Below are 22,761 nucleotides of genomic sequence, written 5' to 3'. Positions count from 1 at the left end.
CAAATTGTTCCATCTGCGGCCGAAGATGAGTGTTCGACCAATAATGGAAAATTTCAGGGAGATCGTGAACTTCGATCTGATCGTTGAAGATCTCCTGCTCCCTTGACAGACGTTGCGCGTAGTCGTCGGCCAGACTCGCCGCTTCAGGTTCTGGGTCGGCCGAATGAGGCAAATCCGGATTCGCGAAGAGCACATGCAGGAGGCGCTTCACTGGCGCAGGTGCCCGGCTCAAGATCGGCCATCGAGCCTTCAAGCGAGTTGCAAATTCAATCAATTGAGCGCGAATCATGTCATCCCTGTGTTGCAAGCGGAATCAAAGCAAATTCCTGCTCGGAGTTTGCCAAACCTGCCTCCAAACGTCGGAGCAATGGTGGACTGAGAGCGACTGGTGCATTGCAAATTTCACGGCGATACAGCGAATGGGTATAAGAGGGCTTCGACTTTTGGCAGTAGCCAATCGGAAAACGCCGCACGACCCCTCGCGTTCTGATGATAAAAATCTCCAAAGTAGGCACAACCGGCTTTGGCATCAGAGTCGAAGAAAGCCGTTGCATCGATCAGATGAATGCTGCCTTCTTCTTCCAGGGGCTTGAGAATCTGCAATGCCCATTGTTGCAGCCCTGCACCATGCGTGTCATTACGCCATATCGGCGGCGTAGGCATCAGTAACACGATCGGCGGTTTTGACCAGGTAATTGCACGAAGCTGTTGCTGGATCAGTTGGCGAGTCTTCTGCATGGACTCGGGAAGTGGTGATTGATGAGACAGGGCAGCAAAGTCCGGTCGACCGTCTACGGTCTCCATGACTTGCTGACATTGGCGCTTGAGATTTTCCGGGGCGTCCCGGTTTGCGTCGAGTTTGTCGCATGCATCGAGGGATTCGAGTCCCCAGGCGCACATGTCGCCCGGCATTTCCGGGTTTGAGAACAGACGGCTGGTATCTGCGACGCGTGAAGATTTTCGGTAGCGATTGATGCGGGAAAATGGGTGGGTGAGAAAATCGCGGATATCGTCACGCCAGGCGAACAGGGCGAACCGGCTCCCGTAGCTTTCAATTTTCGATGCGTCAAATGGGTTGTGTTGAGCGATCCAGTTGTCTTCAGAAGCCTGGCGAAACGGCTGCACGATGCCAAGTTCGTAGTAGCCATTGCTTGGCCAGGCCAGATCTTGTGCAGAGAGCGCAATGATGCCGCCTTGAATTTCTGGATGATGCTCGCGCAGCCAATCGGTAAGCACGCCGATCGTCATCCAATGCGTGCCGGGCATGCTCAGGTCTGCGTGCACGAAACCTTTCTTTTTTGCGGCGTCCCGGACACGCAGGTGATCAATGCCGTACTCCGGTCGTGAGCTGCCGAGAGTGACAAAGTCGATCCTGGAGACAGTCGGATCAAGCAGATCGCGTTTGAGGCGGACGCTTGTACCCGCATGACTCTGCGGGTTGGCCAGTGGCTCCCAGACACCCAGGCGCAGCATCCATTCGATCCCTGCGAGCAGCAACAGAGGCGCAATCAGAATGGCTATCTTGCGCATCATGATCAGAACTGGAAGTAGATGAATGGGGCAGTGGTTGTCGGCGTGAACCAGATCAGCATCAGCATGGCTGCAGTCATTGCGCCGATAAACAGCGGACCTTCGCTGTCGCTGATGCGACGCTTGAGCCCTGAATCATTGCCGAGGAATTGCGCCCATCCAAGGCCGCCGAGCAGGATGCAAAGACCGAGATGTCGATCCGGTTCGAAACCTGCGAACGGACTTTGGCCAAGGTCGCCGAGAATCTGCCCGACCGCAGCGAGATCATGTGCGCGAAAGAAAATCCACGCGAAGCAGACCAGATGAAAGGTGATGAACACACGCAACCAGCGCATTGATCGGCTGTCATGATTCCAGCCTGGCCAGCGCTTGTGGATGACACGCTCGATGGCGAGATAGAGGCCATGCAAGCCACCCCAGATTACAAAGTTCCAACTCGCACCATGCCATAGACCGCCAAGCAGCATCGTCAACATCAGATTGATGCGAGTGCGCGATGGCCCTTTGCGATTGCCGCCGAGTGAGATGTACAGATAGTCGCGCAGCCAGCGAGACAGGGTCATGTGCCAGCGCCGCCAGAAATCCTGGATCGATTCGGCAACATAAGGATAATTGAAGTTCTTCGGAAAGCGGAAGCCGAGCAACAACGCACATCCAATCGCGATATCGGTGTAGCCGGAGAAATCACAATAGATCTGGAAGGCGAACGCATAGATCGCAAGCAAGGTGTCCCAGAATCCTTGTGCGACTGTTGCGTCGAAAACCGGATCGACGATGCTGGCGAGATTGTCGGCAACGACGATTTTCTTCACATAGCCGAGCGCAATCAGTACCAGCGCTTGTCGTACCGCTGCGAAATCGATGCTGCGATCACGGTCGAGTTCATGAAAGAACTCGCCGTCGCGCACGATCGGGCCGGCGACCAGTTGCGGAAAGAAAGCGATGAACAATGAGTAGTCGAGAAAGTTGCGCCGCGGCGGACTGTCGCCGCGGTAGACATCGATCGTGTAAGACATACTCTGGAAGGTATAGAACGAGATGCCGACCGGCAGTAGCAGATCGAGTGGCGAGAATGTGAGCCCGCTACCGAGAATCGAATCGATGGCATTCCAGTTGCCGATCATCCAGTTCGCGTATTTGAAGAAGAACAGCACACCGAGGTTGACGATCAGGCTGATAATGAGAAGTTGACGCGGACGCCGAACTTTCACGAGGCCCAGTCCGATCGCGTAGTCGGTTACCGTGGAAAAAAGGATCAGTACCAGGTACAGCCAGTTCCACTGGCCGTAAAAATAGTAGCTCGCTGCCAGCAGCATCAATTTCTGCGCGCCTGGCCAGCGCCGCAGCGACTGGTTCAGGGCGAGAACGATGACGAAGAAGACGACGAAATGAAAAGAGTTGAACAGCATCTTGCTTCAGCGCTTCCTGATCGCTATTGCCAGCAGCTCAGCGGCGCAGGCGCGCGCGGATGCTTTTCAGCAGATAGCGGAGGCGGCCCAGATATCCTGTGTAGAGCGCGGATTGCGCTTGTTCCAGTTGCGAACTCAGCTGCGTGATATCGCGATACAGACGCTGATTGTGCTGGTCGCGCCGCTTGAGCATCATTTTGAGCTCCTCGACATTTGCGTCGCTCAGGGTCTTGCCGGCGACGTAGTGAGAAGGCAGGGCGCGATCCACGTAGATCGTCGAATGGGTGTCGGCAATCTCGTCAGCCGGGCGATCCGTGGTGTAAAAATATAGAGCAATCGAGCGTCGACTCAGATTCTTGTGTGAATCGGGCAGGGTGATTCGACTGAATCCATGCCAGCTTGTCTCGGTGGTCTCGAAGATGACGCAGCGATTGAACAGCGGTGTAATCAGTTTGATTCGATTGTCATCCGCGCGCGGGTCTTTATGGATTTCGAGTGAGCCACCCCAGCTATCCTGCCACTCCGGGTTGAGGTAGACGATCAGGTTCAAGCGCCGATGCCAGTTTTCGACCGGGTGACGATTGAAATCGACGTGTGGATCGAGATCCTGGCCTTCGCGATTCTCGTGTGTGCCGCCGCCGAAATAGAACGGGTCATACAGCAGGTTGTCAATTCCCGTGAGCTCTCCGATCAGTTCCAGAAATCCGGAAGACTTGATCAGATTGTCGAGGTCGCGATAGCCAGGGCTCAGCTCGCGTACGCGCTCGACGGTGGATTTGTTGCCGATTTCACCGGCCTCGTTGCGTGCATTGCCACACTCGAAGCTGGGGAATTCGGCAAGCAGGCGTTTGGCATAGTCGGCCGAGAAGAAATCCTCGATGACGACGTGACGAAACGGGTCGCGCCGTGCAAAGCGTTTGGCGATGGCATCGGAACGCTCGACAACGTCCGGATTGATCAGGCTGGCGAGGTCATTGGACATGCGGATAGATCAAGGTTTGCGAATGCGTTCAGCGGGGGCGGTCGATCAAGGAACCGCATTCTCCATGATTGGTCGGCCTTGCACACGCATTCGCTGGACAATGTGGCGAATGCTCTCGCGATCCGAGGCGTGCAACAGCGAGGGTGCCAGTCGACGCAGCTCGCCACGATCCAGAGAGTTGACGGTTTCGCGCACTTCAAGAATCAAGCCAGGGTTCATGCTGAAATCAGTCAGGCCGAGTGCGATCAGCATGGCCGTAAAATTCACGTCGCCGGCGATCTCGCCGCACAGGGTCACCGGGCAGCGGCTGCGCTTGCCCACTGCAATGGTCTGCGCAATCAGACGCAGCACGGCCGGGTGCAATGGATCGTAGAGGTCGCCGAGTTCATTGTTGTTGCGGTCGACAGCAAGTGTGTACTGGACCAGATCGTTGGTGCCGATGGATACGAAATCGAGATGCCGGATCATGCTCGGCAGTGCGATCGCAGCGGCCGGTACTTCGATCATCGCCCCGATGGTGAAGTGGTCGGCGATTTCATGGCCTTCAGTGCGCAGTTGCATCGCGCATTCCTTGATCATGCGCTTGACCGTAATGATCTCTTCGACGGCACTGATCATCGGGATGAGAATGCGCACCGGGCCGTAGCCGGTTGTGCGCAGGATGGCGCGCAACTGGGTATGCATGAGTTGCGGTATGCGCAGCGACAATCGCACGCCGCGCACGCCGAGCGCCGGGTTCGGCTCGTCCTCAAGGACCAGACCGGCGCTGTCGGCCTTGTCGGCACCGAGATCGAGGGTGCGGATCGTGACCGGCAAACCGCCCATGCCGAGGACGAGATCGCGATAGGCAAGGAATTGTTCTTCTTCGCCCGGGGCATCCTTGCGCTGAAGAAAAAGGAACTCTGTGCGATAAAGGCCAATCCCGGCCGCCCCGCAGGCGCGCGCGCGCGCAACATCGCCATTCATTTCCGCATTCGCATGCAGTTTGATGTCGACGCCATCCACGGTGCGTGTATCGGCGTTGCGCAGGCGCGCACGGCGCTTGTCCTGTTGTGCGGTTTCACGCTGCCATTGGCGATAGCCAGCCAGATCCTGGGCGGTCGGATGCGCGACAACGTTGCCGCTGTCGCCATCGATCAGAATCAGGTCGCCATCTTGCAAATGGGCCAGCGCATCAAGCGAACCGACCACCATCGGCAAGCGCAACGAGCGCGCGAGAATGGCACTGTGCGAGAGCATGCTGCCAGCGGTGAGGATGAATCCGAGAACGCCGTGTTCGGCCAGCGGCACCAATTCGGAAGGTGCAACCGTATCGCTGACCAGGATCTCGCCGACGCGTGAGGCCAGTTTGCGCTCTTCAGCGCTGGATTCGCGATTCAGTGCGCCCTGTACACGACCGATGACGTGTTCGATATCTTCGCGGCGGCTGCGCAGATACGGATCATCCATGGCCTCGAATACGGCAACCAGGCTTTCACGCTGCATCTTCAAGGCGGCGCTGGCGTGAAAGCGGCCTTCGCTGATCAGGTCATGCAGGCCGTTGACGAATTCCGGATCTTCAAGGATCAGGCGGTGCGCGTCGATGAATTCGCCCACCTCGCGGGCCAGCGGACCGTCGAGTTTGTCGCGCAGTACATTGAGCTCATTGATTGCCGCCGCAATAGCCTGATCAATGCGTTGCAGTTGATCGGCGATCTCGGATTCTTCAAGAGGCGTTTCAACAACCAGAAAGCGGCTCGGCTGCTCGAGGCGAGCGCGTCCGAGCGCCATGCCGCGCGATGCTCCGCTGCCTTCCAGTACCAGTCGCACGCCGAACCCTTCTCCTATCTGGTGAACCGCTGCACGCGGTTACATTTTGAACATCGGCACCGATGGTGCCGCAGGACTGCTACTGGCCTTCGTCGAACTTGCGTTCGAAAAGATCCACCAGCGCCGCCATTGCTTCTTCTTCGTCGGGCCCATCCGCGCGCAGGGTCAGTGCGGCACCAAGGCCTGCAGCAAGCATCATCACGCCCATGATGCTTTTCGCGTTGACCTCTTTGCCACGGTAGGCCATGAACACACTGGATTGGAAGCCGTGCAAGGTCTGCACAAGTTTTGCCGAGGCTCGCGCATGCAGGCCCAGTTTGTTGCTGATGGTGATTTCACGTTCAAGCATGATCGATGCAAATTCCTCCGCGGCCACCGCTTGCTGCGGTTTGCGCGAGTTCGTCCAGCGGTTGTTCGGGATAGTTGAGCACGCGCAGCAGCATCGGCAGGTTGAGGCCGGACACGCACTGCATGGTGACGCCCAGTGAAGGCATTCGGCGGGCCACGTTGCACGGTGTCGCCCCGTAGAGATCGGTGAGAACAAGCACGCCATCGCCGTCGTCCAGTCCGCGTGCCTGACGGGCGGCGCTGGACAAGGTCGAGTCCGGATCTGCATCAGCTTCGACTTCGATGACATCGAGCGGCAGAGGGAAGGTTCCAAGAACATGTCGGGCCGCACCAACCAGCGCGGCACCCATGGCCTGGTGGGTCATCAAGAGAATGCCGACGCTCATGATGTTCGCCCTGATGATGGCGCGAATCCGGCTGCGTTCTGCGCTACAGCGGCGCGAATGCGCAGGTCGCGGAAACAGGGAAGCAGCGGCATGAAAAAGGTCTTACTCAAGTTCACGGTGATAACTCAGCACTTGTTGGTAGTTCTGGCGGAAGTGTTCGGTCAGGCGTTCGACCAAATGCACGGAGCGGTGGCGTCCACCGGTACAACCAATGCAGATGGTGACATAGCTGCGCCCCTCATTGACGAAGCGAACCAGCCAGGTATCGAGAAAGCTGCGCAGATTGTCGAGAAAAAGTACCGCATCGGGCTGTTGCTCCAGCCACTCACGCACCGGCTTGTCGCGTCCCGACAGCGGCCTGAGCTGGGCGTTCCAGTGCGGATTTGGCAGGCAGCGGGCATCGAATACGAAATCGGCAACCGGCGGGACGCCTTTCTTGAAGGCGAACGATTCAAACAGCAGGGTCAGTGATCCGGTCATGCCGAGTTCGGCGATGACGTGGCGACGCAGCTGATGGACGTTGAGATCGCTGGTGTCGATAACCCGATCTGCGATCGTTGCGATCTGGCGCATGAGCTTGCGTTCCAGCGCTATCGCATCAGCCAGCCCGAGTCCGGCCAGTGACAAGGGGTGGCGACGACGGGTTTCCGAGTAGCGCTTGATCAGCACCTCGTCACGCGTGTCGAGGAAGACCAGCTCGTAGTCGATGCCGATCTCGCCCAGCTCGGAGAGCACTTCCGGAAGTCGGTTCAAATCGTCAGCGCGATTGCGTACGTCGACACCGACAGCAAGACGTCGCTGCATGCCGTCGGCGCCGTGCGAAACGGTGCGCACGAATGCCGGCAACAATGCGCTTGGCAGGTTGTCGACGCAGTAGTAGTCGAGATCCTCCAGGGTGCGCAAGGCGACGGATTTACCCGATCCGGACAAGCCGCTGACGATGTAAAGCCGGGTTGAGCTGGGCGAGGGCGTATTCACGGTTTCACCATGGCGGCAGGCGCCGCAGTTGATGGGCTTGTCGATCGACAAAGGTCTGTGCCGGATCGAGTCCCTTGGACTTCAGCATGTGGCTGCGCACGGCAGCTTCTGCAAGTACCGCGATATTGCGACCGGAAGCGACCGGGATGACGATTTGCGGAATCGGCACGTCGAGAACTTCCCGATAGCCGACATCGCCGTACAGGCGTTTCATTGCATCATCGGCCCCATTCTGGGCCATCGGCTGCAGATGGACGACGAGACGCAGGTATTTCGAGGGTTTGACGGCGGTGTGACCGAACATCTCGCGGATGTTGAGGATGCCGAGGCCGCGGACTTCGAGCAGATCCTGGAGCATTTCGGGACAGGAGCCATCGATCACGTCCGGCGCGATCAGGGTGAACTCGGGAGCATCATCGGCAACCAGGCGATGGCCACGGGTGATCAGCTCCAGGGCCAACTCGCTCTTGCCCGTGCCGCTTTCCCCGGTGATCAGCACGCCGATCGAATTCACTTCCATGAGCACGCCATGCAGGGTCACCTGGCGGGCGAGTCCGCGAGCCAGGTGATATTGCAGGTAGGTCAGCAACTCGTGGCCGCGCTTGGGACTGGTCCACAGTGGCGTGCTCGATTCTTCGGCGGCATCGCGAAGGTCGCCGGGTATGGATTGATCCTTGCTCACGATCAGGGCAATCGAGCGATAGGCCATGATTTTTTCGATCGTTTCCCAGCGCTGCCGCGAATCGAGCCCGTCCAGGTAGGACAGCTCTTCAGTGCCGATGATCTGCACCTTGTTCGGATAGATGATGTTGAGATAGCCGATCTGCGAGGGGCGCCGTGACTTCTTGTCGCCCGGCTCGATGGCGCGGCTCTCACCACGCAGACCTGCGACCCAGCGCAGTTGCATGCGCTCGCCGACGGCGTCATAGAGTTGCCGCGAAGTCAGTCGATCCATGATGCTTCCTTGGCTCGGTTTTGGGTAAATTCTGCCAGTTCCGCGCGCAGCGCGCTGCCAGTCGTGGCGTTGCGCATCGCTGTGGTCAGGACTTCCTGGGAAAACAACTCGGCGAGTTCGGCGAGCAGGAGCAGATGCTCTTCGGGACTGTGTTCCGGAGCGAGCATGGCAGCGACCAGATCGACTGGCTGACCATCGATGGCATCAAACGGAAGGGGTTGCTCAAGTTGCATCAGGGCGGCGCGGGGCCCCGCCAGGCCGGCGATGCGGGCGTGAGGGATGGCAACGCCGCGACCAATGCCGGTGGATCCCAGCTTCTCGCGATCGCGCAAGGCTTCGACGATCAATTGCCTTTCATCGACCGAGCAGGCCAGCAAATCTGCCAGCTGTTCGAGCAATGCGGATTTGTCCTCCACGGCCACCTTTGCACAGATACGCTGCGGAGAGAGGATTTCGAGAAAGGGCACATCGCAACCCGACTGGAGAGGATGCCCAGTATCGCATCACCGGGTCATGCCCGCAGGTTCAAAACACAGGAGTTGGTCAGAAATTGTCCAAGGGACCCCCGATCAACCCCGACGCAAGCGGCGATCAGAGGTCCCATCGACCAGAGTCTTACTCGTAGCGGGCTGCGAGTACCTCTCTGGGGTGGTGATCGGTCAGTTTCTCCTTGTGTTTGCGTACTTGCACGGTGAGTTTGTCGGCAAGGGCGTCGATTGCCGAGTACATGTCGGCGGCAACAGCGTCGGCGTGCAGATCCTTGCCGGAAACATGGATGGTTGCTTCAGCCTTGTGCAGCAGCTTTTCAATGCTCAGCACAATGGACAGCTCGTGAAGGTGGTCAAAATGCCGGGTCAGACGCTCCATCTTGGATTCCGCATGTTTACGAAGCGCGGGTGTGACGTCGATCTGATGGCCTTTGATCGTGATCTGCATGGCAACCTCCTTCTAGGGCAGGGCGGAATTCCGACCTGAAATGAATCACCTCGAAATTCGGTGATCCGAGAGTTGAATCATTGCTGATGACTATGACCGCTGCTTCATGCGGGCGTTCCCGTCGTGTGCATTTTTAACGGGGGTTTAACCCAATCGGCAGCGATCATTCGACGATGGAATGTTGAGCGCCTCCCTGTACTTTGCGACGGTACGTCTGGCCACGCTGATGCCGCGGCGGTTGAGTTCGACCGCCAATGCCTGATCGGACATTGGGCGGGCGGCTTTTTCTTCATCAATCAGTTTGCGGATCATGGCCTGGATGGCCGTTGCCGATGCGGCACCCCCATCGACCGTGGAGACTCCGCTGGAAAAGAAGTACTTGAACTCGAATGTGCCACGCGGCGTGTGCAGGTATTTGCGCGTGGTAACCCGCGAAACCGTGGATTCGTGCATCTCGATTTCCTCGGCGACATCACGCAATACCAGTGGACGCATCGCTTCCGCACCAAAATCGAGGAAGTTTGCCTGCGCATTCACAATTGCCTGGGCCACCTTGAGTACCGTTTCCGCGCGCGTCTTCAGGCTCTTGATCAGCCAGCGCGCCTCCTGCAACTGGCCACGCATGTAGATGGCGTCATCACGCTGCGCCTGGGAAATCAGGCTTGCGTAGTGCTCGTTGATCGCCAGTCGCGGTTGGCAATGGGGCGACAGCGAAACCTGCCAACGGCCATTGACCCGGTGCGCATAAGCGTCAGGCGCAATAAATTCGGGAGCCGCGTTCGAAAAACCGGATCCGGGCCTGGGGTTGAGCGAGCGAATCAGGGCAATGACGACGTCGAGCTCTTCCTCATTGCAACGCAGGCGCTGACAGAGCCTTGTGCGGTCATTGCGAGCAAGGATATCGAGGCAGTCGTCTACCAGGGTTTGCGCCTTGTCGAGGCCGGGAGTTGTCTCATCCATTGCCGCCAGTTGCACGCCCAGACATTCACTGAGTGAGCGCGAAGCCACGCCAAGCGGATCAAATTGCTGGATGCGATGGCGAACCGCTTCGACCTGATCCTCGTCGACGCTATACAGATCGGCGAGGCTCGTGCAGATGATTTCGCTGGATTCTTCCAGATAGCCATCGTCGTTGATCGCTTCAATGATCGCCGTGGCTATACCCCGATCGACGGGTGAAAGAGGCGTCAGATTGAGCTGCCAGAGCAGGTGATCGCGCAGATCCGTGGTCTCGGCATCCTGCGATTCCATACCTTCGTTATCGGTATTGTTGCCACGATAGTCGCGCCTGTCCTCACCGAGGTTCAGCGGTATGTCGTCGAAATCGGGTGTGCTGTCGGCTGGTTCGTCCGATTGACTGTCGCTGGTTTCAACCTTTGCGCTCAGCGTGTGCTCTGGGGGGACGAAGTCTTCAACTTCCTCCTCCTCCGGCTCACTTTCGTCGATATCCAGAAGCGGATTCGATTCGAGGGCAAGGTTGAGTTCGGTTTCGAGCTCGATACTCGACAATTGCAGCAGCTTGATCGCTTGCTGAAGCTGCGGAGTAAGCGCGAGTTGCGCCTGAACACGAAGTTGGAGAGCGGGTTTCATGCCCGTTGCGAGGTATCCGTTCGGTCTTATGCAATCTTAGCGCCAAATCCACAGAAACGGCAGATCTTGACGCTTGCATGATTGCAGTCCACTCTCGGATGGTTGTCAGATCCAAGCCGCTATTCGTCGTCTGCAGGCCCTTCAGGGCGCAAGTCTTTTGATCCCATTTCCCCTGCGGTGTGAAACGTCAGCGACATACGATCGCAGCTTGCGCTCGTCGCCCCAGCTCGTGATTGTTACGCCACTTAGCGGCGTAAAAAATCCAACGGATAGCGAGGAACTGTCATCGCGCTTCCTCGCGAACGCGCCCGCCACTGCAATCTACATGCGGAATTCACTTCCAAGATAAACCTCGCGCACCTTCTCATTGGCCAGCACTTCCGCAGGTGATCCCTGGGTCAGCACCGTGCCTTCGTTCATGATGTAGGCGCGATCGCAGATGCCCAGCGTTTCGCGCACGTTGTGATCGGTGATGAGGATGCCGATATCGCGGGCCTTCAGATGCCGCACGATGCGCTGGATGTCGACAACCGAGATCGGATCGATACCGGCAAACGGCTCGTCGAGCAGAAGGAAGCGAGGCTTTGCGGCAAGGGCGCGGGTGATTTCGACGCGCCGGCGTTCGCCTCCGGAGAGACTGACGCCCTTGCTTGCCGCAATATGGCTGATCTGCAGGTCATCGAGCAGATGGTCGAGCTCGCTCGCGCGGCCCTTGGCATCGAGATCCTCGCGCAGTTCAAGAATGGCCATGATGTTGTCGGCCACGCTGAGACGCCGAAAGATCGATGGTTCCTGGGGAAGGTAGCCAACGCCGAGCCTGGCGCGTTGGTGCATCGGCATGGTCGTGATGGTGCGGTCATCGAGGCGGATGCTGCCCGAATCTGCGGCAATCAGGCCGACCACCATGTAGAAACACGTGGTCTTGCCGGCACCATTGGGGCCGAGCAAGCCAACGATCTCGCCCTGGCGCAGCGAGAATCCAAAGTCGCGCACGACGCTGCGGCCCGAATAGGCCTTGCGCAGGTTTGCCGCGTGCAACATCAGGGATTGGCGTCCGTGGCTGGTTTGCGGGGTTTGGGCTTGAATGTCATGTGGACTTCGCTGCCTGGCGCCTGACTACCGCCCTCCATCGCGCCGGTTTCGGTGTTGTAAGTCATGCGCTGACCGCGAAACTCCGATTTGCCCGCCTGCACGACGACGACATCGCCGGTGAGGATGGCGATATGGGTACCGTCGTTGTAGTCGATCTGTGCGGCGCGTGCCGTCATCAAGCCGCCGTTGTTGTCCTGCAACTGCTCCAGACGGGCCGGTGAGCCGGTCAGCACGATGCGCCGGCCAGATTCGTCGCTGGGGTCACCTTCATAAACTCTGGCTTCGTCGCCGCTGGCTTTCAGTGACCCTTGTTCAAGACGGACGTTGTCCTTGAACAGTGCGAACGATGGCTTGGTCGTGACCATCTTGTTGTAGCTGGCGCGGACCTCAAGATCCTTGTCGCGGTCACTGCTCAAGGCGTGGGCGGCACCGAATGCGAGGATGCCGGCAAAGACAATCAGCGCGCGCGCGCCGACTTTCCGGTTAAGGTTTGCGCCGGGTCGGTTCAAAAGTGTTGTGCACATCGGAAAGCAGCTCCAGGACTTTGCTGTTGAGATCGCCACGCAGGCCAGTGCCCCGCAGTATAGAGCCCGGTTGCGTGATGTGCGCCGCCGCTGCCGTTTCGATCGTCTTGTCGCGCAGGTGCGCAGTCAGATCGGAGGTGGTGATGGTGGCGGGTTGGGTGGTCGCATCCGGGGTGCGTCGCATGACCACGTGACCCTCAAGCTTCATCGTCGAACCCTCCTTGTTGACCCAGGCTGAATCCGATTCGCCGATCCACGGGTTCCCTTCCTTGTCGACAATCACGTAATCCGGTGTGGAGACGAAGATCGAACCATCCGCTCCACCACGGGTCAGACGCGGGCCGCTGATCGTGAAGCTGAGCTTGCCACTTTCATCGAGTGCATTCATCGAGAAATTGTCGAGCGTGTAGCCTGAACGTGGCGGTCCGCTGAAGGTCGGCTCGAGCGGCGGTGGCCGGGTCAGCCAGAGCACTATCTGGCTCAGCGCGGCAATCACGGCCAGGATCGAGGCGATCATGATGAAGCGTCGATTGATCAGCATTGATCAGCACACGTGAATTTCGATTTGCACCGGGTCATCATCGGTCGGCGTACTCAGCGTTTGCCAAGATGGAGGGCGATTTCAGCATCTGTCTTGCCCTGTGCCTGCAGCAACAAGTCACAGACTTCGCGAACCGCTCCAGCACCCCCTTCACGCTGCGTCTGCCAGTGCGAACAGGTGAGCAGTGACGGATGCGCATTGGCGACAGCAACGGCCAGGCCGACCTGCGCCATTACGCCGAGGTCCGGCAGATCATCACCGGTGTAGGAGCACGCCTCGGAACCAAGCTTGAGGGCATGCAGCAATTCATCGAAGCAGGCGCGCTTGTCTTCCTGACCCTGGTAGACATGGATGACGCCAAGATCAGCCATGCGGCGGGAGACCAGATGGCTGATGCGTGCGGTAATGATGGCGACTTCGATGCCATTGGCACGCAGGCGCTTGAGGCCGAGCCCATCATGAACATGAAAGGATTTCAGTTCGTGACCATCTTCCGAGTAGACCAGCTGGCCATTGGTCAGCACGCCATCGACATCGAATATCGCGAGTTTGATGCGTGCGGCGCGTTCGAGGATGTCGGTGGGGATCGCGCTGGATTGCATGTTCATGAGCGGGATTCGATATTAGGGATTTGGGATTCGGAAAAAGGCGGGGAGTTTCGGCGCGGATCCCGAATCCCCAATCCCGAATTCCGAGTCTCTGGACTCAAACCACTCTTGCGCGCAGCAGGTCATGAATATTCAGCGCACCGACAAGACGGTTGTCTTCGTCGACGACGAGCAGGGCATGGATCTTGAATTCCTCCATGACCTGGGCGGCTTCAACGGCAAGCTTGTCCGCGCTGATGGTCTTCGGGTTTGAGGTCATCAGGCGGACCACTGGCGTGTCGCGAAGGTCGATGCCGTCATCGTCGACGGCACGACGCAAGTCGCCATCGGTGAAGACACCCAGCAATTCCCCGGTGTCGCCGATCACCGCAGTCATGCCGAGGCCAGTACGGGTCATTTCAACCAGAGCCGTTGTGAGCAGGGCATGTTGATCGACAACCGGTATGCGTTTTCCGGAATGCATGACGTCGCTGATGCGGACCAGCAGGCGTCGACCAAGGGTTCCGGCCGGATGCGAGCGGGCAAAATCTTCGGAGGTGAACCCGCGTGCTTCAAGCAGGGCAATGGCGAGCGCGTCGCCCATGACCAGGGCGGCCGTGGTGCTCGCTGTCGGCGCCAGACCCAGCGGGCAGGCCTCCTCGGAGACCGAAACATCCAGATGCACGTCGGCGAGTTTGGCCAGGGATGAAAACTCGTTGCCGGTCATCGCAATCAACGGAACGTTCTGGCGCTTGATCAACGGTAGAATGGTCAGCAGTTCATCGGTCTCGCCGGAATTGCTCAGGCTCAGCACGACATCCTTGGAGGTGATCATGCCGAGGTCGCCATGGCTGGCTTCAGCCGGATGCACGAAAAACGCCGGTGTACCGGTCGATGCCAGCGTCGCAGCGATCTTGCGTGCGATGTGTCCGGACTTGCCGATGCCGATGACGACGACACGGCCCTGACACTGAAACATCAGCTGGCAAGCATGCAGGAAGCTGCCATTGACCCGTTTCTGCAGAGCCTCGATGGCGCGTGCCTCAGTCAAGATGACCGTCATGGCACTATTGCGAATCATCGATTCGTCGAGAAACGGAGTGATCAGGGGTTCTGCAGCAGGAGTCAATTGAGCGTTCATCTGGGTGGGATTCAGTAGCGAGGATGCCGGGGCCGCCAGCTCGTGTTTTCGGAGATGCAGGAATTTGAGTACCATTCGTGCTCCCTATTGTATCTACAACCCCGGTTTCGCGCTCAGTACGCGCGGAATTGCTGCTTCGTCGCTGTTTCTACAGGAATCTGCCTTTTCATGGACACAACCACCATTCACGATCTCATCCAGCAAGGTCTTCCTGATGCCGACATCAGCGTGGACGGGCCGGATGGCGTACATTTCGAGGCGCGCGTCGTCAGTGCGGCATTTGCCGGAAAGCTTCCGTTGGCGCGTCATCGCATGGTTTACGCGACGCTGGGTGAACATATGGGAAATGCGATTCATGCGCTTTCCCTGCGAACCTTGACCCCTGAAGAGGCGGCCAAGAGCTGAGCTTGACACTGCGCCGGGCATCGGCGCTAACCACATATTGATGGCTTCGCCATGGCGAAATCGTTACGACCTCTGCTTCACACGACTCGGGAAACTCGCTGGCAATGGCAAAAATCGTAATCAACGGCGGTGAACCGCTTCAGGGTGACGTCCAGATCTCGGGCGCCAAGAACGCGGTGCTGCCGATTCTTGCTGCCTGCCTGCTGGCCGACGAGCCCGTCAGCATTGCCAACGTGCCGCATCTGCATGATGTGACCACGACCATGGAACTGCTCGGTCAGATGGGCGTTCAGCTGGTCGTCGACGAGCGCATGAAGATCCATGTCGATCCGCGCACGACGGATCGCTTTTTCGCGCCTTACGATCTGGTTAAGACGATGCGCGCATCGATCCTGGTTCTCGGTCCGCTGGTGGCCCGCTACGGCGAAGCCGAAGTCTCCCTGCCGGGCGGCTGCGCAATCGGCTCACGACCGGTCAACCTGCATATCCAGGGTTTGCAGGCGCTGGGTGCCGATGTACGCGTCGAAAACGGCTACATCAAGGCCAAGGCCAAACGCCTGAAGGGCGCACGTATCGTGCTCGATCTGGTTACCGTGACCGGTACCGAAAATCTGATGATGGCAGCCGTGCTGGCCCAGGGTACAACGGTCATCGAGAACGCCGCGCAGGAGCCCGAAGTGGTTGATCTGGCCAATTGCCTGATCAGCATGGGTGCAAAGATTGGTGGAGCCGGAACCGCTACGATTGTCATCGATGGTGTCGAGCGTCTTGGCGGAACGGACTACGAAGTCTTGCCTGATCGCATCGAAACCGGAACGTTTCTGGTTGCCGCGGCGATCACCGGTGGCAAGATCCGCGCCCGCAACGCAAGGCCGAAGACGCTCGATTCCGTGCTGTCCAAGCTTGAGGACGCCGGTGCACATATCTCGACCGGCGACAACTGGATCGAGCTCGACATGCGCGGCAAGCGGCCCAAGGCGGTCAATATCACCACGGCGCCGTATCCGGCGTTCCCGACCGACATGCAGGCACAGTTCACGGCCCTCAATTGCGTCGCCGATGGCGTCGGCGTGATCACCGAAACCGTGTTCGAAAACCGCTTCATGCACGCCCTCGAACTTCAGCGTCTTGGCGCCGATATCCAGCTCGAAAGCAACACCGCGATCATCAAGGGCGTGCCGTCGATGACCGGCGCACCAATGATGGCGACCGACCTGCGCGCCTCGGCATCACTGGTACTGGCTGGCCTGGTAGCCAAGGGTGATACGGTCATCGATCGCATCTACCACATCGACCGTGGCTACGAGAATATCGAGGAAAAGCTCGGATCGCTGGGTGCCCGTATTCGCCGCTTGCCTTCCTGAGAGCCGGGAGTCGGGAGTCGGGAGTGGGGAGTGGGGAGTGGGGAGTGGGGAGTGGGGAGTGGGGAGTGGGGAGTGGGGAGTGGGAAGAGCGAATGCACTTCGCCGCAGCCCCTTGATTCGCAGCAAGCCGCAATTCGCGGCGAATCCCAGGAGCGCCTTCAGGCGCGATATGTGCCGCCACGCCAAGAAGGAGCCTCGCCCGTGAACGGGCTTCTGCAGATGGCGGTTGGCCGTTAGCGATTTTCGCGACTCAAGCAAACTTGCCTGGACTGCCGTTCCCACTAGCTGCTTACCGCTCTCCGCTCACCGGCTCAAGCTTCACCAGCCGCAGGGTCACCGTGTCGCCCTTGCTTTCGACTTGTTCGATCTGGACTGGAATCCAGCCTTTCGATTCGGCAAACCAACTGGTTGCGGTGCGCTTGTTGCGCACGCGTTCGAGGCAGCGGGTGTCGAATTCGCCGGCCGGGACACTAAGGCGGCTATCGGCGCAGCGCGTATAGCGAACGTTCTCGATCTTGTCCCTGGCGGCCACCTTGTAGTCGAAGCTTGTTGCATGTCGGGACAGGTCTGCGGCCAGGGCCAGGGTCAGTGCATGACGATCAACGGTGTAGGGGACGAGCGCGTAGCGTGCATCGCTCTTGCCATCGACCATATGTACTTCTCCGGCAGCCTGATCGAATTCGCCATGACGGTGCTTGTTCTTGAAAGCGACCTCCTGGCGAAAATCGTAGCGAAGCGTCTCCGGTCGGCCATCCACCCAGCGCAAAACCGACTCTTCGGTGACATCGAGGCCGGCCATCCTGGCCAGTCCCGAAGTGCCCTCGGTAGTTGTGGTCATGGTCCAGGTGGCATCAGCATTGCGGCTCAGCTGGATCGTGGTTCTGGCCATTTCCTTGCCGTTGCGGAAAGTCGCGTAGTCGGCCTTGAACGGGGCGATGGGGGATTCGGCGAAAGCATGGCCGACAGGCGCCAGCGCGCAGATCAACAGGATGGCAATGCGATTCAAGGTGACTTGCTCCGGCAAAACAATGGATTCTGGCTTGCCGATGATGAATGCCCGATGTCGAAGCCTGCATTCAGCGGGCTAGAATTCGTCGTCGATCTGCAAAGGCAACGTCAGTGCCGGGTCGTTGCTTGTTGCGGCGCCGTCAGACCAGCCAATCTGGCCGCTCGCGATCAGGCCAACGCAGGAGCACAGCAGGTGATGTTCTTTCGCCAGCAATCGGAGGGCGAGGCTTTCCTCGCTGTCATCGGCCAGCACATCAATGACCGTGCGGGCGATGACCGGCCCACCATCGAGCTCGGCAGTGACGAAGTGCACGCTGGCCCCATGTCTTGAATCGCCCGCTTCGAGCGCGCGCCGATGCGTATGCAGGCCGGGGTACAGCGGCAGCAGCGAAGGATGGATATTGATGATGCGGCCAAGCCATGGCTGAATCGCCTGGGGCGTGAGAATGCGCATGAAACCGGCCAGAACGATCAGTTCAGGCTCAAGTTCGGTGATACGCGAAAACAGCGCGGCATCAAACGCCGCGCGATCGGCAAACGTGCGTGGATCGATGTGGATGGCGGCGATGTCATGATTCCGAGCCAGATCCAGCGCGCGCGCAGTAGCCTTGTCCGAGAGCACGCCGACGATGCGGATTGGCAATTCGCCGCAGCGTTGCGCTTCGATCAGGGCTTCGAGATTGCTGCCGCGCCCGGAGGCAAGAACAACAACGCGCATGGGCTGTTCCCCGGACATGCGTTGATCAGCGGATATGTACGCGTTCGTCGCCGCTGGCGCTGACAACTTCACCAATTGTCCAGGCTTGCAGGCCCAGCGTTTCCAGAGCGTCGAGGGTGGCTCCGGCTTGTTCGTGTCCGACAATCAATGAATAGCCGATTCCGCAGTTGAAGGTGCGCAACATTTCATCGTCGGCCACATTCCCCTCGCGCTGCAGCCAATCGAACAGAATCGGCGTCTTCCAGGCCTTGCTGTCGATCGCAATCGCCAGGTTTTCCGGCACCACCCGGATGATATTTTCGCGCAGTCCGCCGCCCGTGATATGCGACATGCCATTGATCGGCAGTTGCTGCATCAACTTCAGGATCGGCTTGACGTAAATCGTGGTGGGCGCCATCAGTGCATCGGCCAAGTTGGTGCCGTCGAGGTCGAGATCGAACGGGTCTCCGGCGCGTTCGACGATGCGCCGAATCAGCGAGTAGCCGTTCGAGTGCGCACCCGAGGACGCAATGCCGATGATCGCGTCTCCAGCCTGGATGCGGCTGCCGTCAATCAGGGCAAGTTTCTCGACGGCGCCGACGCAGAATCCGGCCAGATCGTATTCGCCGGGCGGATACATGTTCGGCATTTCCGCCGTTTCGCCGCCGATCAACGCGCAACCCGCCAACTCGCAACCCTTGGCGATGCCGCCGATCACGGACACCGTCGTTTCGACATCGAGCTTGCCGGTGGCGAAATAGTCGAGGAAAAACAATGGCTCGGCACCTTGCACGAGGACATCATTGACACACATGCCAACCAGATCGATACCGATGGTGTCGTGACGATCAAGGGTCTGCGCAAGCTTCAGCTTGGTGCCGACGCCATCGGTGCCCGATACGAGCACGGGGTCTCTGTAGCGGCCGCCGAGCTCAAACAATCCACCAAAACCACCCAGTCCGGACATCACTTCCTTGCGGAACGTGCGCGCAACCAGGGGTTTGATTCGGTCGACAACGGCATTGCCGGCATCGATATCGACGCCAGCGGCACGGTAGGTGAGGGCCTCGTTCTGGTTTGACATGGGCATACAGCCGGATACGCGGGGCCGCGCATCATATCAGTCTGAAAGTCAGTCTGGATGGACGAGGTAGCGACCATTCGTGCAGACTTGCCGTCAATATTGTTGGGTCAGGAACTCCCGCCATGCGTGCTTCGATCATCGGTGACTCAAGGATTGCAATGCGAAATCCCCATGCGACCGGTCCGGCGGTTGGTTTCATCGGTGTCGCCACGCCTGGGCGAGCGCTGGGCGGCAGCCAGCTTGCTCTGGCGATGCGGATCGTGACCGTGCTGGCAATCCTGTTGATGATGCTTCCGGCCATGGCCGCACCGGCTACCTATTCCGGCGAAGCCAGGGTCGCCAATCAATCCGAAGTGGCTCGCGCCAATGCCCTGAAAACCGCATTGGCCGAGGTTGTGATCCGGCTCAGCGGCGATCCTGGAATCCTCGCCCGCGACAACGTCGCCGAGGCGGTTGCAAAGGCCGAAAAATACGTCCTCCAGTACAGCTACCGTCGAGATACCGCAATGGACACATTCAGCGGTGCGGAAAAGCCGCAACTGATTCTGGTCGCTGAATTTGACAGCGCCGCGGTGGACCGGATGCTCGGCGGGCTTGGTATTGGCGAAATCGGCAACGCGGCAAATATCGATGCAACGCCGGTTGAAAAGCGGATCTGGCTTAGCGGCATTCATTCCTCCGCCGACTACGCACGTGGCATCGGATATTTGTCGCGACAGCCGCTTGTGCGCCAATCCTGGCCGATCGAAGCGCGTGGTGATGGCATTTTGATCCGGGTCGAAATCGCCGGCGATTTCAATCGCTGGCTGGGTCTCGTCGATCAGGATGGCGTCATGCAGGTCAACAGCGCCAGTCCGCCCGTGCAGGGCATTGATGCGACGCTTGCACTAAGCCCCTGAGGTTGACCCATGTGGCGCCATCTGCCCAATCTGATCACGGCGATGCGCATGGCTCTGGTCTGGCCCGTGTTCTGGCTGGTTACACACGGTGACTTCCGCTCCGCCCTGTTGCTGGCTGCGTTAGCCGGTTTCAGTGATGCGTTTGATGGCTGGCTGGCCAAGCACTTCAGCTGGCAGTCGAGACTTGGCGGCCTGATGGACCCGCTGGCCGACAAACTGCTGTTGCTGGCGTGCTTTGGTGCGCTGACAACGATTGGCGAGGTGCCGGTCTGGCTGCTCATCCTGGTCATCGGCCGCGATCTGGTCATCGTATGCGGCGCCGTCGCATATCACAATCTGATCGGGCCTTTCGAGGCGCAACCTTCGCGATTGTCCAAACTGACCACCCTGGTGCAGATACTCTTCGTGCTCGCCGAACTGCTGCGCCTGGCCTGGGTGCCCGAGTTGCCCGGTCGCGATGCGCTGCTTGTCGTGACTGCGGTACTGACCGCAGTCAGCGGTCTACACTATGTATGGGTCTGGTCGCTGCGCGCGCGCCTGGAATTGGTCGAACGCAAGGCACAGAAGGAACCGACACATGGCAGCTAATCTCGATATTCGCCTCAAGTGGGTGATTCTTGTCGCTTTCATGGGCTGGATCTTGTATCTGATTGGTCCGGCGCTGACCCCTTTCGTGGTAGCCGGGCTGTTTGCCTATCTGTTCAATCCTCTCGTTGAGAAACTTGCAAAGTACGGGGTCGGACGCGCTTTCGGGGTCAGCATCGTGTTCCTGATCCTGACCCTGGTGCTGGTCGGAATCGTGCTTGTGCTAATTCCGTTCATGAATGGCCAGGTCAGGAATTTCATCGAACAGTTGCCGAAATGGACCACGTGGGCGCACGAAGTTGCCAAACCATGGGTCGAGCAGCTTTTCAGCATCAAGCTCGAAGCCTTCGACAGTGAAGGAGTTGTCGCCGTGCTGCGGGATCACTGGAAGGAAGCCGGCGGGTTTGCCACAACCGTGCTGACCAAGGTTTCCAAATCCGGCTTCGCCATCGTCGCCTGGTTGCTCAATCTGGTCATCATTCCGGTCGCTGCGTTCTATCTTTTGCGTGACTGGAACGTGGTCGTCGAGCGCGTGCATGCATTGGTGCCACGTTCGATCGAGCCGGTGGTGACGCGTCTGACCCGTGAATCGGATGAAACCCTGGGCGGGTTCCTGCGTGGACAACTCAGCGTGATGATCATCCTCGGCACGTTTTATGGCATCGGCTTGTGGGCAGTAGGAATCAGTGTTGGCCCACTGATTGGCATGATCGCCGGCCTGATCAGTTTCGTGCCCTACCTCGGCGCGATTGTCGGCGTCGGAATCGGCGTGGTCGCCGTTCTCGTCGAGCATCCGGACAGCCTTCATCTGTTTCTTGTGCTCGGCGTTTTTGTCGTCGGCCAATTGCTTGAGGGCTACGTGCTTGTGCCGCAACTGGTCGGCGACAAGATCGGGCTGCATCCGGTTGCGGTGATGTTCGCGATTCTGGCTGGCGGCCAACTGTTCGGCTTTGTCGGCGTACTGCTGGCCTTGCCGGTGGCGGCAGTGGTGATGGTGCTGCTGCGCTATGCCTATGAGCGATACACACAGAGCGAGATGTATCAGGAGGCGCAGCTCGAATCGGCGATAGTGGTCGCTGGCGAAGATGCCACGCCTGCAGGGGGTGATGATGTGGTCATTGTCGCGGCTCCCGAAAACAAGCCAGGTGCTGCCGACGCGTCATGAGTGAGCAACTGCCTTTGGCCTTGCGCTGGCCTGCCCACCAGCGTCTTGATTCGTTCGTGGTCGGAGACAATTCAGCCGGTCTGGATATCCTGCGTCACGCCGCCATCGGTGATGATGTCGAGCGTGTTTTCCTCGCCGGCAGTGCGGGAAGCGGCAAGACCCATCTGCTGATTGGAGTCTGCGCCGAAGCCATGGCCAGCGAACGCACCGCGCAGTATGTCGATCTCGCGCGTGTCGGCGGACAAGCCGCTGATACGATTCGTCGCCTTGGCGGCAGTGATTTGCTGGCTATCGACAATCTCGATGCACTTGTCGGCATCGACGAAGCCGAGCATGCCTTGTTCGATCTCTACAATCGCTGCCGTGCCGAAGGAGCGACCCTGCTGTTCGCCGCCAGCGAACCGCCGACCGCATTGGGACTCGGTCTGCCCGATCTGGTTTCGCGGCTTTCGGCATGCACCCAATGGCAACTTCGACCGCTCGATGAACCGGCCAGGCGCAGCATCATCCGCGAACTCGGCGCCCGTCGCGGACTGGAACTGGATGACCTCGTACTCGATTGGCTCTTCACCCGAAAAGCACGTGATCTCGGTAGTCTTGTTGCACTGCTCGATCGGATAGACAAGGCCGCCCTGGCCGCGCAACGGAGAGTTACAGTGCCGTTTTTGCGGCAGTTGTTGGTTGATTAGAAGAGCGGGAGTGGGGAGTGGGGAGTGGGGAGTGGGGAGTGGGGAGTGGGGAGTGGG

The 22,761-nt window shown here is 59.0% G+C and carries 25 protein-coding genes and 1 pseudogene; 6 read left to right on the top strand and 20 right to left on the bottom strand.

The window, feature by feature from the left end:
• The 17 genes and pseudogenes from VFN25_RS10695 to VFN25_RS10615 form a co-directional block, all read right to left on the bottom strand.
• Window positions 1-289, bottom strand: a pseudogene (locus VFN25_RS10695) (hypothetical protein); the annotation flags it as partial.
• Window positions 290-402: 113 nt separating this feature from the next.
• The gene (locus tag VFN25_RS10690) at window positions 403-1,266 is read right to left on the bottom strand and encodes a hypothetical protein (RefSeq protein ID WP_325141692.1); all 864 of its coding nucleotides are present in this window, start codon (window positions 1,264-1,266) and stop codon (window positions 403-405) included.
• A gap of 269 nt (window positions 1,267-1,535) precedes the next feature.
• A complete protein-coding gene (locus VFN25_RS10685; RefSeq protein ID WP_325141690.1) occupies window positions 1,536-2,939 on the bottom strand; it encodes an MBOAT family O-acyltransferase in 1,404 nt (467 codons plus the stop codon).
• Window positions 2,940-2,976: 37 nt separating this feature from the next.
• Complete coding sequence (locus tag VFN25_RS10680) at window positions 2,977-3,921, bottom strand: 2OG-Fe(II) oxygenase (RefSeq protein ID WP_325141687.1); 945 nt, start codon at window positions 3,919-3,921, stop codon at window positions 2,977-2,979.
• 45 nt (window positions 3,922-3,966) lie between these two features.
• Window positions 3,967-5,730 carry a phosphoenolpyruvate--protein phosphotransferase gene (ptsP, locus tag VFN25_RS10675; RefSeq protein ID WP_325141685.1) on the bottom strand — a complete coding sequence of 588 codons (1,764 nt, stop codon included), beginning with the start codon at window positions 5,728-5,730 and terminating at the stop codon, window positions 3,967-3,969.
• 79 nt (window positions 5,731-5,809) lie between these two features.
• Window positions 5,810-6,079: an HPr family phosphocarrier protein gene (locus VFN25_RS10670; protein ID WP_325141683.1), complete on the bottom strand. Its 270-nt coding sequence runs from the start codon at window positions 6,077-6,079 to the stop codon at window positions 5,810-5,812.
• Complete coding sequence (locus tag VFN25_RS10665) at window positions 6,072-6,464, bottom strand: PTS fructose IIA subunit family protein (RefSeq protein ID WP_325141681.1); 393 nt, start codon at window positions 6,462-6,464, stop codon at window positions 6,072-6,074. Before VFN25_RS10665 ends, VFN25_RS10670 begins: the two co-directional genes overlap by 8 nt.
• Before the next feature lie 102 nt (window positions 6,465-6,566).
• A complete protein-coding gene (rapZ, locus tag VFN25_RS10660) occupies window positions 6,567-7,442 on the bottom strand; it encodes an RNase adapter RapZ (RefSeq protein WP_325141679.1) in 876 nt (291 codons plus the stop codon).
• Window positions 7,443-7,446: 4 nt separating this feature from the next.
• Entirely contained in the window at window positions 7,447-8,397 is a 951-nt protein-coding gene (gene hprK / locus VFN25_RS10655) for an HPr(Ser) kinase/phosphatase (protein WP_325141677.1), read from the bottom strand.
• Window positions 8,385-8,864 carry a PTS sugar transporter subunit IIA gene (locus VFN25_RS10650; protein ID WP_325141675.1) on the bottom strand — a complete coding sequence of 160 codons (480 nt, stop codon included), beginning with the start codon at window positions 8,862-8,864 and terminating at the stop codon, window positions 8,385-8,387. The genes hprK and VFN25_RS10650 overlap by 13 nt, the downstream gene beginning before the upstream one ends.
• Before the next feature lie 148 nt (window positions 8,865-9,012).
• Window positions 9,013-9,333: a ribosome hibernation-promoting factor, HPF/YfiA family gene (gene hpf, locus VFN25_RS10645; protein ID WP_325141673.1), complete on the bottom strand. Its 321-nt coding sequence runs from the start codon at window positions 9,331-9,333 to the stop codon at window positions 9,013-9,015.
• A 144-nt stretch (window positions 9,334-9,477) separates the two neighbouring features.
• Window positions 9,478-10,923 carry an RNA polymerase factor sigma-54 gene (locus VFN25_RS10640; protein WP_325141671.1) on the bottom strand — a complete coding sequence of 482 codons (1,446 nt, stop codon included), beginning with the start codon at window positions 10,921-10,923 and terminating at the stop codon, window positions 9,478-9,480.
• Between the two features lie 321 nt (window positions 10,924-11,244).
• Complete coding sequence (gene lptB, locus VFN25_RS10635) at window positions 11,245-11,964, bottom strand: LPS export ABC transporter ATP-binding protein (protein ID WP_325141669.1); 720 nt, start codon at window positions 11,962-11,964, stop codon at window positions 11,245-11,247.
• Window positions 11,964-12,539: a lipopolysaccharide transport periplasmic protein LptA gene (gene lptA / locus VFN25_RS10630; protein WP_325141667.1), complete on the bottom strand. Its 576-nt coding sequence runs from the start codon at window positions 12,537-12,539 to the stop codon at window positions 11,964-11,966. The genes lptB and lptA overlap by 1 nt, the downstream gene beginning before the upstream one ends.
• The gene (gene lptC / locus VFN25_RS10625) at window positions 12,499-13,080 is read right to left on the bottom strand and encodes an LPS export ABC transporter periplasmic protein LptC (protein WP_325141666.1); all 582 of its coding nucleotides are present in this window, start codon (window positions 13,078-13,080) and stop codon (window positions 12,499-12,501) included. Before lptC ends, lptA begins: the two co-directional genes overlap by 41 nt.
• 53 nt (window positions 13,081-13,133) lie before the next feature.
• A complete protein-coding gene (locus VFN25_RS10620) occupies window positions 13,134-13,682 on the bottom strand; it encodes an HAD family hydrolase (protein ID WP_325141694.1) in 549 nt (182 codons plus the stop codon).
• Between the two features lie 103 nt (window positions 13,683-13,785).
• Window positions 13,786-14,808, bottom strand: a complete 1,023-nt coding sequence (locus VFN25_RS10615) for a KpsF/GutQ family sugar-phosphate isomerase (RefSeq protein WP_325141664.1) — start codon at window positions 14,806-14,808, stop codon at window positions 13,786-13,788.
• A 168-nt stretch (window positions 14,809-14,976) separates the two neighbouring features.
• On the opposite strand from VFN25_RS10615, the gene VFN25_RS10610 reads away from it, so the two are divergent.
• Together VFN25_RS10610 and murA are read left to right on the top strand one after the other, a co-directional pair.
• Window positions 14,977-15,213 carry a BolA family protein gene (locus VFN25_RS10610; protein WP_325141662.1) on the top strand — a complete coding sequence of 79 codons (237 nt, stop codon included), beginning with the start codon at window positions 14,977-14,979 and terminating at the stop codon, window positions 15,211-15,213.
• 104 nt (window positions 15,214-15,317) lie between these two features.
• Entirely contained in the window at window positions 15,318-16,577 is a 1,260-nt protein-coding gene (murA, locus tag VFN25_RS10605; RefSeq protein WP_325141660.1) for a UDP-N-acetylglucosamine 1-carboxyvinyltransferase, read from the top strand.
• Window positions 16,578-16,866: 289 nt separating this feature from the next.
• Here the strand turns inward: murA and VFN25_RS10600 are convergent, their stop codons facing one another.
• From VFN25_RS10600 to purM, 3 genes are all read right to left on the bottom strand, one after another.
• Window positions 16,867-17,583, bottom strand: coding sequence for a DUF3108 domain-containing protein (locus VFN25_RS10600; protein ID WP_325141657.1), 717 nt, complete (start codon window positions 17,581-17,583; stop codon window positions 16,867-16,869).
• 78 nt (window positions 17,584-17,661) lie between these two features.
• Complete coding sequence (gene purN, locus VFN25_RS10595; protein WP_325141655.1) at window positions 17,662-18,303, bottom strand: phosphoribosylglycinamide formyltransferase; 642 nt, start codon at window positions 18,301-18,303, stop codon at window positions 17,662-17,664.
• Between the two features lie 25 nt (window positions 18,304-18,328).
• Window positions 18,329-19,366 carry a phosphoribosylformylglycinamidine cyclo-ligase gene (purM, locus tag VFN25_RS10590; RefSeq protein WP_325141652.1) on the bottom strand — a complete coding sequence of 346 codons (1,038 nt, stop codon included), beginning with the start codon at window positions 19,364-19,366 and terminating at the stop codon, window positions 18,329-18,331.
• A gap of 158 nt (window positions 19,367-19,524) precedes the next feature.
• Here purM and VFN25_RS10585 point away from each other — a divergent pair, with 158 nt between their 5' ends.
• The 4 genes from VFN25_RS10585 to hda are packed head-to-tail and all read left to right on the top strand — an operon-like array spanning window position 19,525 to window position 22,704.
• The gene (locus VFN25_RS10585) at window positions 19,525-20,265 is read left to right on the top strand and encodes a DUF2066 domain-containing protein (protein WP_325141650.1); all 741 of its coding nucleotides are present in this window, start codon (window positions 19,525-19,527) and stop codon (window positions 20,263-20,265) included.
• Window positions 20,266-20,274: 9 nt separating this feature from the next.
• The gene (locus VFN25_RS10580; protein ID WP_325141648.1) at window positions 20,275-20,853 is read left to right on the top strand and encodes a CDP-alcohol phosphatidyltransferase family protein; all 579 of its coding nucleotides are present in this window, start codon (window positions 20,275-20,277) and stop codon (window positions 20,851-20,853) included.
• Window positions 20,843-22,015 (top strand): AI-2E family transporter, encoded by a 1,173-nt coding sequence (locus VFN25_RS10575; RefSeq protein WP_325141646.1) that lies wholly within the window; start codon window positions 20,843-20,845, stop codon window positions 22,013-22,015. The genes VFN25_RS10580 and VFN25_RS10575 overlap by 11 nt, the downstream gene beginning before the upstream one ends.
• Window positions 22,012-22,704 carry a DnaA regulatory inactivator Hda gene (gene hda / locus VFN25_RS10570; protein WP_325141644.1) on the top strand — a complete coding sequence of 231 codons (693 nt, stop codon included), beginning with the start codon at window positions 22,012-22,014 and terminating at the stop codon, window positions 22,702-22,704. Before VFN25_RS10575 ends, hda begins: the two co-directional genes overlap by 4 nt.
• The last annotated feature ends 57 nt before the right edge of the window (window positions 22,705-22,761 follow it).

The organism is Dokdonella sp. (genome assembly GCF_035703485.1).
Taxonomy (GTDB): domain Bacteria; phylum Pseudomonadota; class Gammaproteobacteria; order Xanthomonadales; family Rhodanobacteraceae; genus Dokdonella.
The sequence above is the reverse complement of the archived record's forward strand: the minus strand, read 5'-3'. Positions and strand labels throughout refer to the sequence as shown.

Coding starts and splice junctions, on each gene's coding strand:
- VFN25_RS10690 (WP_325141692.1), bottom strand. CDS start 1,266: ATGCCCGGCACGCATTGGATGACGATCGGCGTGCTTACCGATTGGCTG.
- VFN25_RS10640 (WP_325141671.1), bottom strand. CDS start 10,923: ATGAAACCCGCTCTCCAACTTCGTGTTCAGGCGCAACTCGCGCTTACT.
- lptC (WP_325141666.1), bottom strand. CDS start 13,080: ATGCTGATCAATCGACGCTTCATCATGATCGCCTCGATCCTGGCCGTG.
- VFN25_RS10665 (WP_325141681.1), bottom strand. CDS start 6,464: ATGAGCGTCGGCATTCTCTTGATGACCCACCAGGCCATGGGTGCCGCG.
- VFN25_RS10685 (WP_325141690.1), bottom strand. CDS start 2,939: ATGCTGTTCAACTCTTTTCATTTCGTCGTCTTCTTCGTCATCGTTCTC.
- VFN25_RS10670 (WP_325141683.1), bottom strand. CDS start 6,079: ATGCTTGAACGTGAAATCACCATCAGCAACAAACTGGGCCTGCATGCG.
- lptB (WP_325141669.1), bottom strand. CDS start 11,964: ATGTTGCACGCGGCAAACCTGCGCAAGGCCTATTCGGGCCGCAGCGTC.
- hda (WP_325141644.1), top strand. CDS start 22,012: ATGAGTGAGCAACTGCCTTTGGCCTTGCGCTGGCCTGCCCACCAGCGT.
- lptA (WP_325141667.1), bottom strand. CDS start 12,539: ATGTGCACAACACTTTTGAACCGACCCGGCGCAAACCTTAACCGGAAA.
- VFN25_RS10680 (WP_325141687.1), bottom strand. CDS start 3,921: ATGTCCAATGACCTCGCCAGCCTGATCAATCCGGACGTTGTCGAGCGT.
- VFN25_RS10615 (WP_325141664.1), bottom strand. CDS start 14,808: ATGAACGCTCAATTGACTCCTGCTGCAGAACCCCTGATCACTCCGTTT.
- murA (WP_325141660.1), top strand. CDS start 15,318: ATGGCAAAAATCGTAATCAACGGCGGTGAACCGCTTCAGGGTGACGTC.
- purM (WP_325141652.1), bottom strand. CDS start 19,366: ATGTCAAACCAGAACGAGGCCCTCACCTACCGTGCCGCTGGCGTCGAT.
- hpf (WP_325141673.1), bottom strand. CDS start 9,333: ATGCAGATCACGATCAAAGGCCATCAGATCGACGTCACACCCGCGCTT.
- VFN25_RS10580 (WP_325141648.1), top strand. CDS start 20,275: ATGTGGCGCCATCTGCCCAATCTGATCACGGCGATGCGCATGGCTCTG.
- VFN25_RS10620 (WP_325141694.1), bottom strand. CDS start 13,682: ATGCAATCCAGCGCGATCCCCACCGACATCCTCGAACGCGCCGCACGC.
- VFN25_RS10610 (WP_325141662.1), top strand. CDS start 14,977: ATGGACACAACCACCATTCACGATCTCATCCAGCAAGGTCTTCCTGAT.
- VFN25_RS10575 (WP_325141646.1), top strand. CDS start 20,843: ATGGCAGCTAATCTCGATATTCGCCTCAAGTGGGTGATTCTTGTCGCT.
- hprK (WP_325141677.1), bottom strand. CDS start 8,397: ATGGATCGACTGACTTCGCGGCAACTCTATGACGCCGTCGGCGAGCGC.
- VFN25_RS10585 (WP_325141650.1), top strand. CDS start 19,525: ATGCGAAATCCCCATGCGACCGGTCCGGCGGTTGGTTTCATCGGTGTC.
- purN (WP_325141655.1), bottom strand. CDS start 18,303: ATGCGCGTTGTTGTTCTTGCCTCCGGGCGCGGCAGCAATCTCGAAGCC.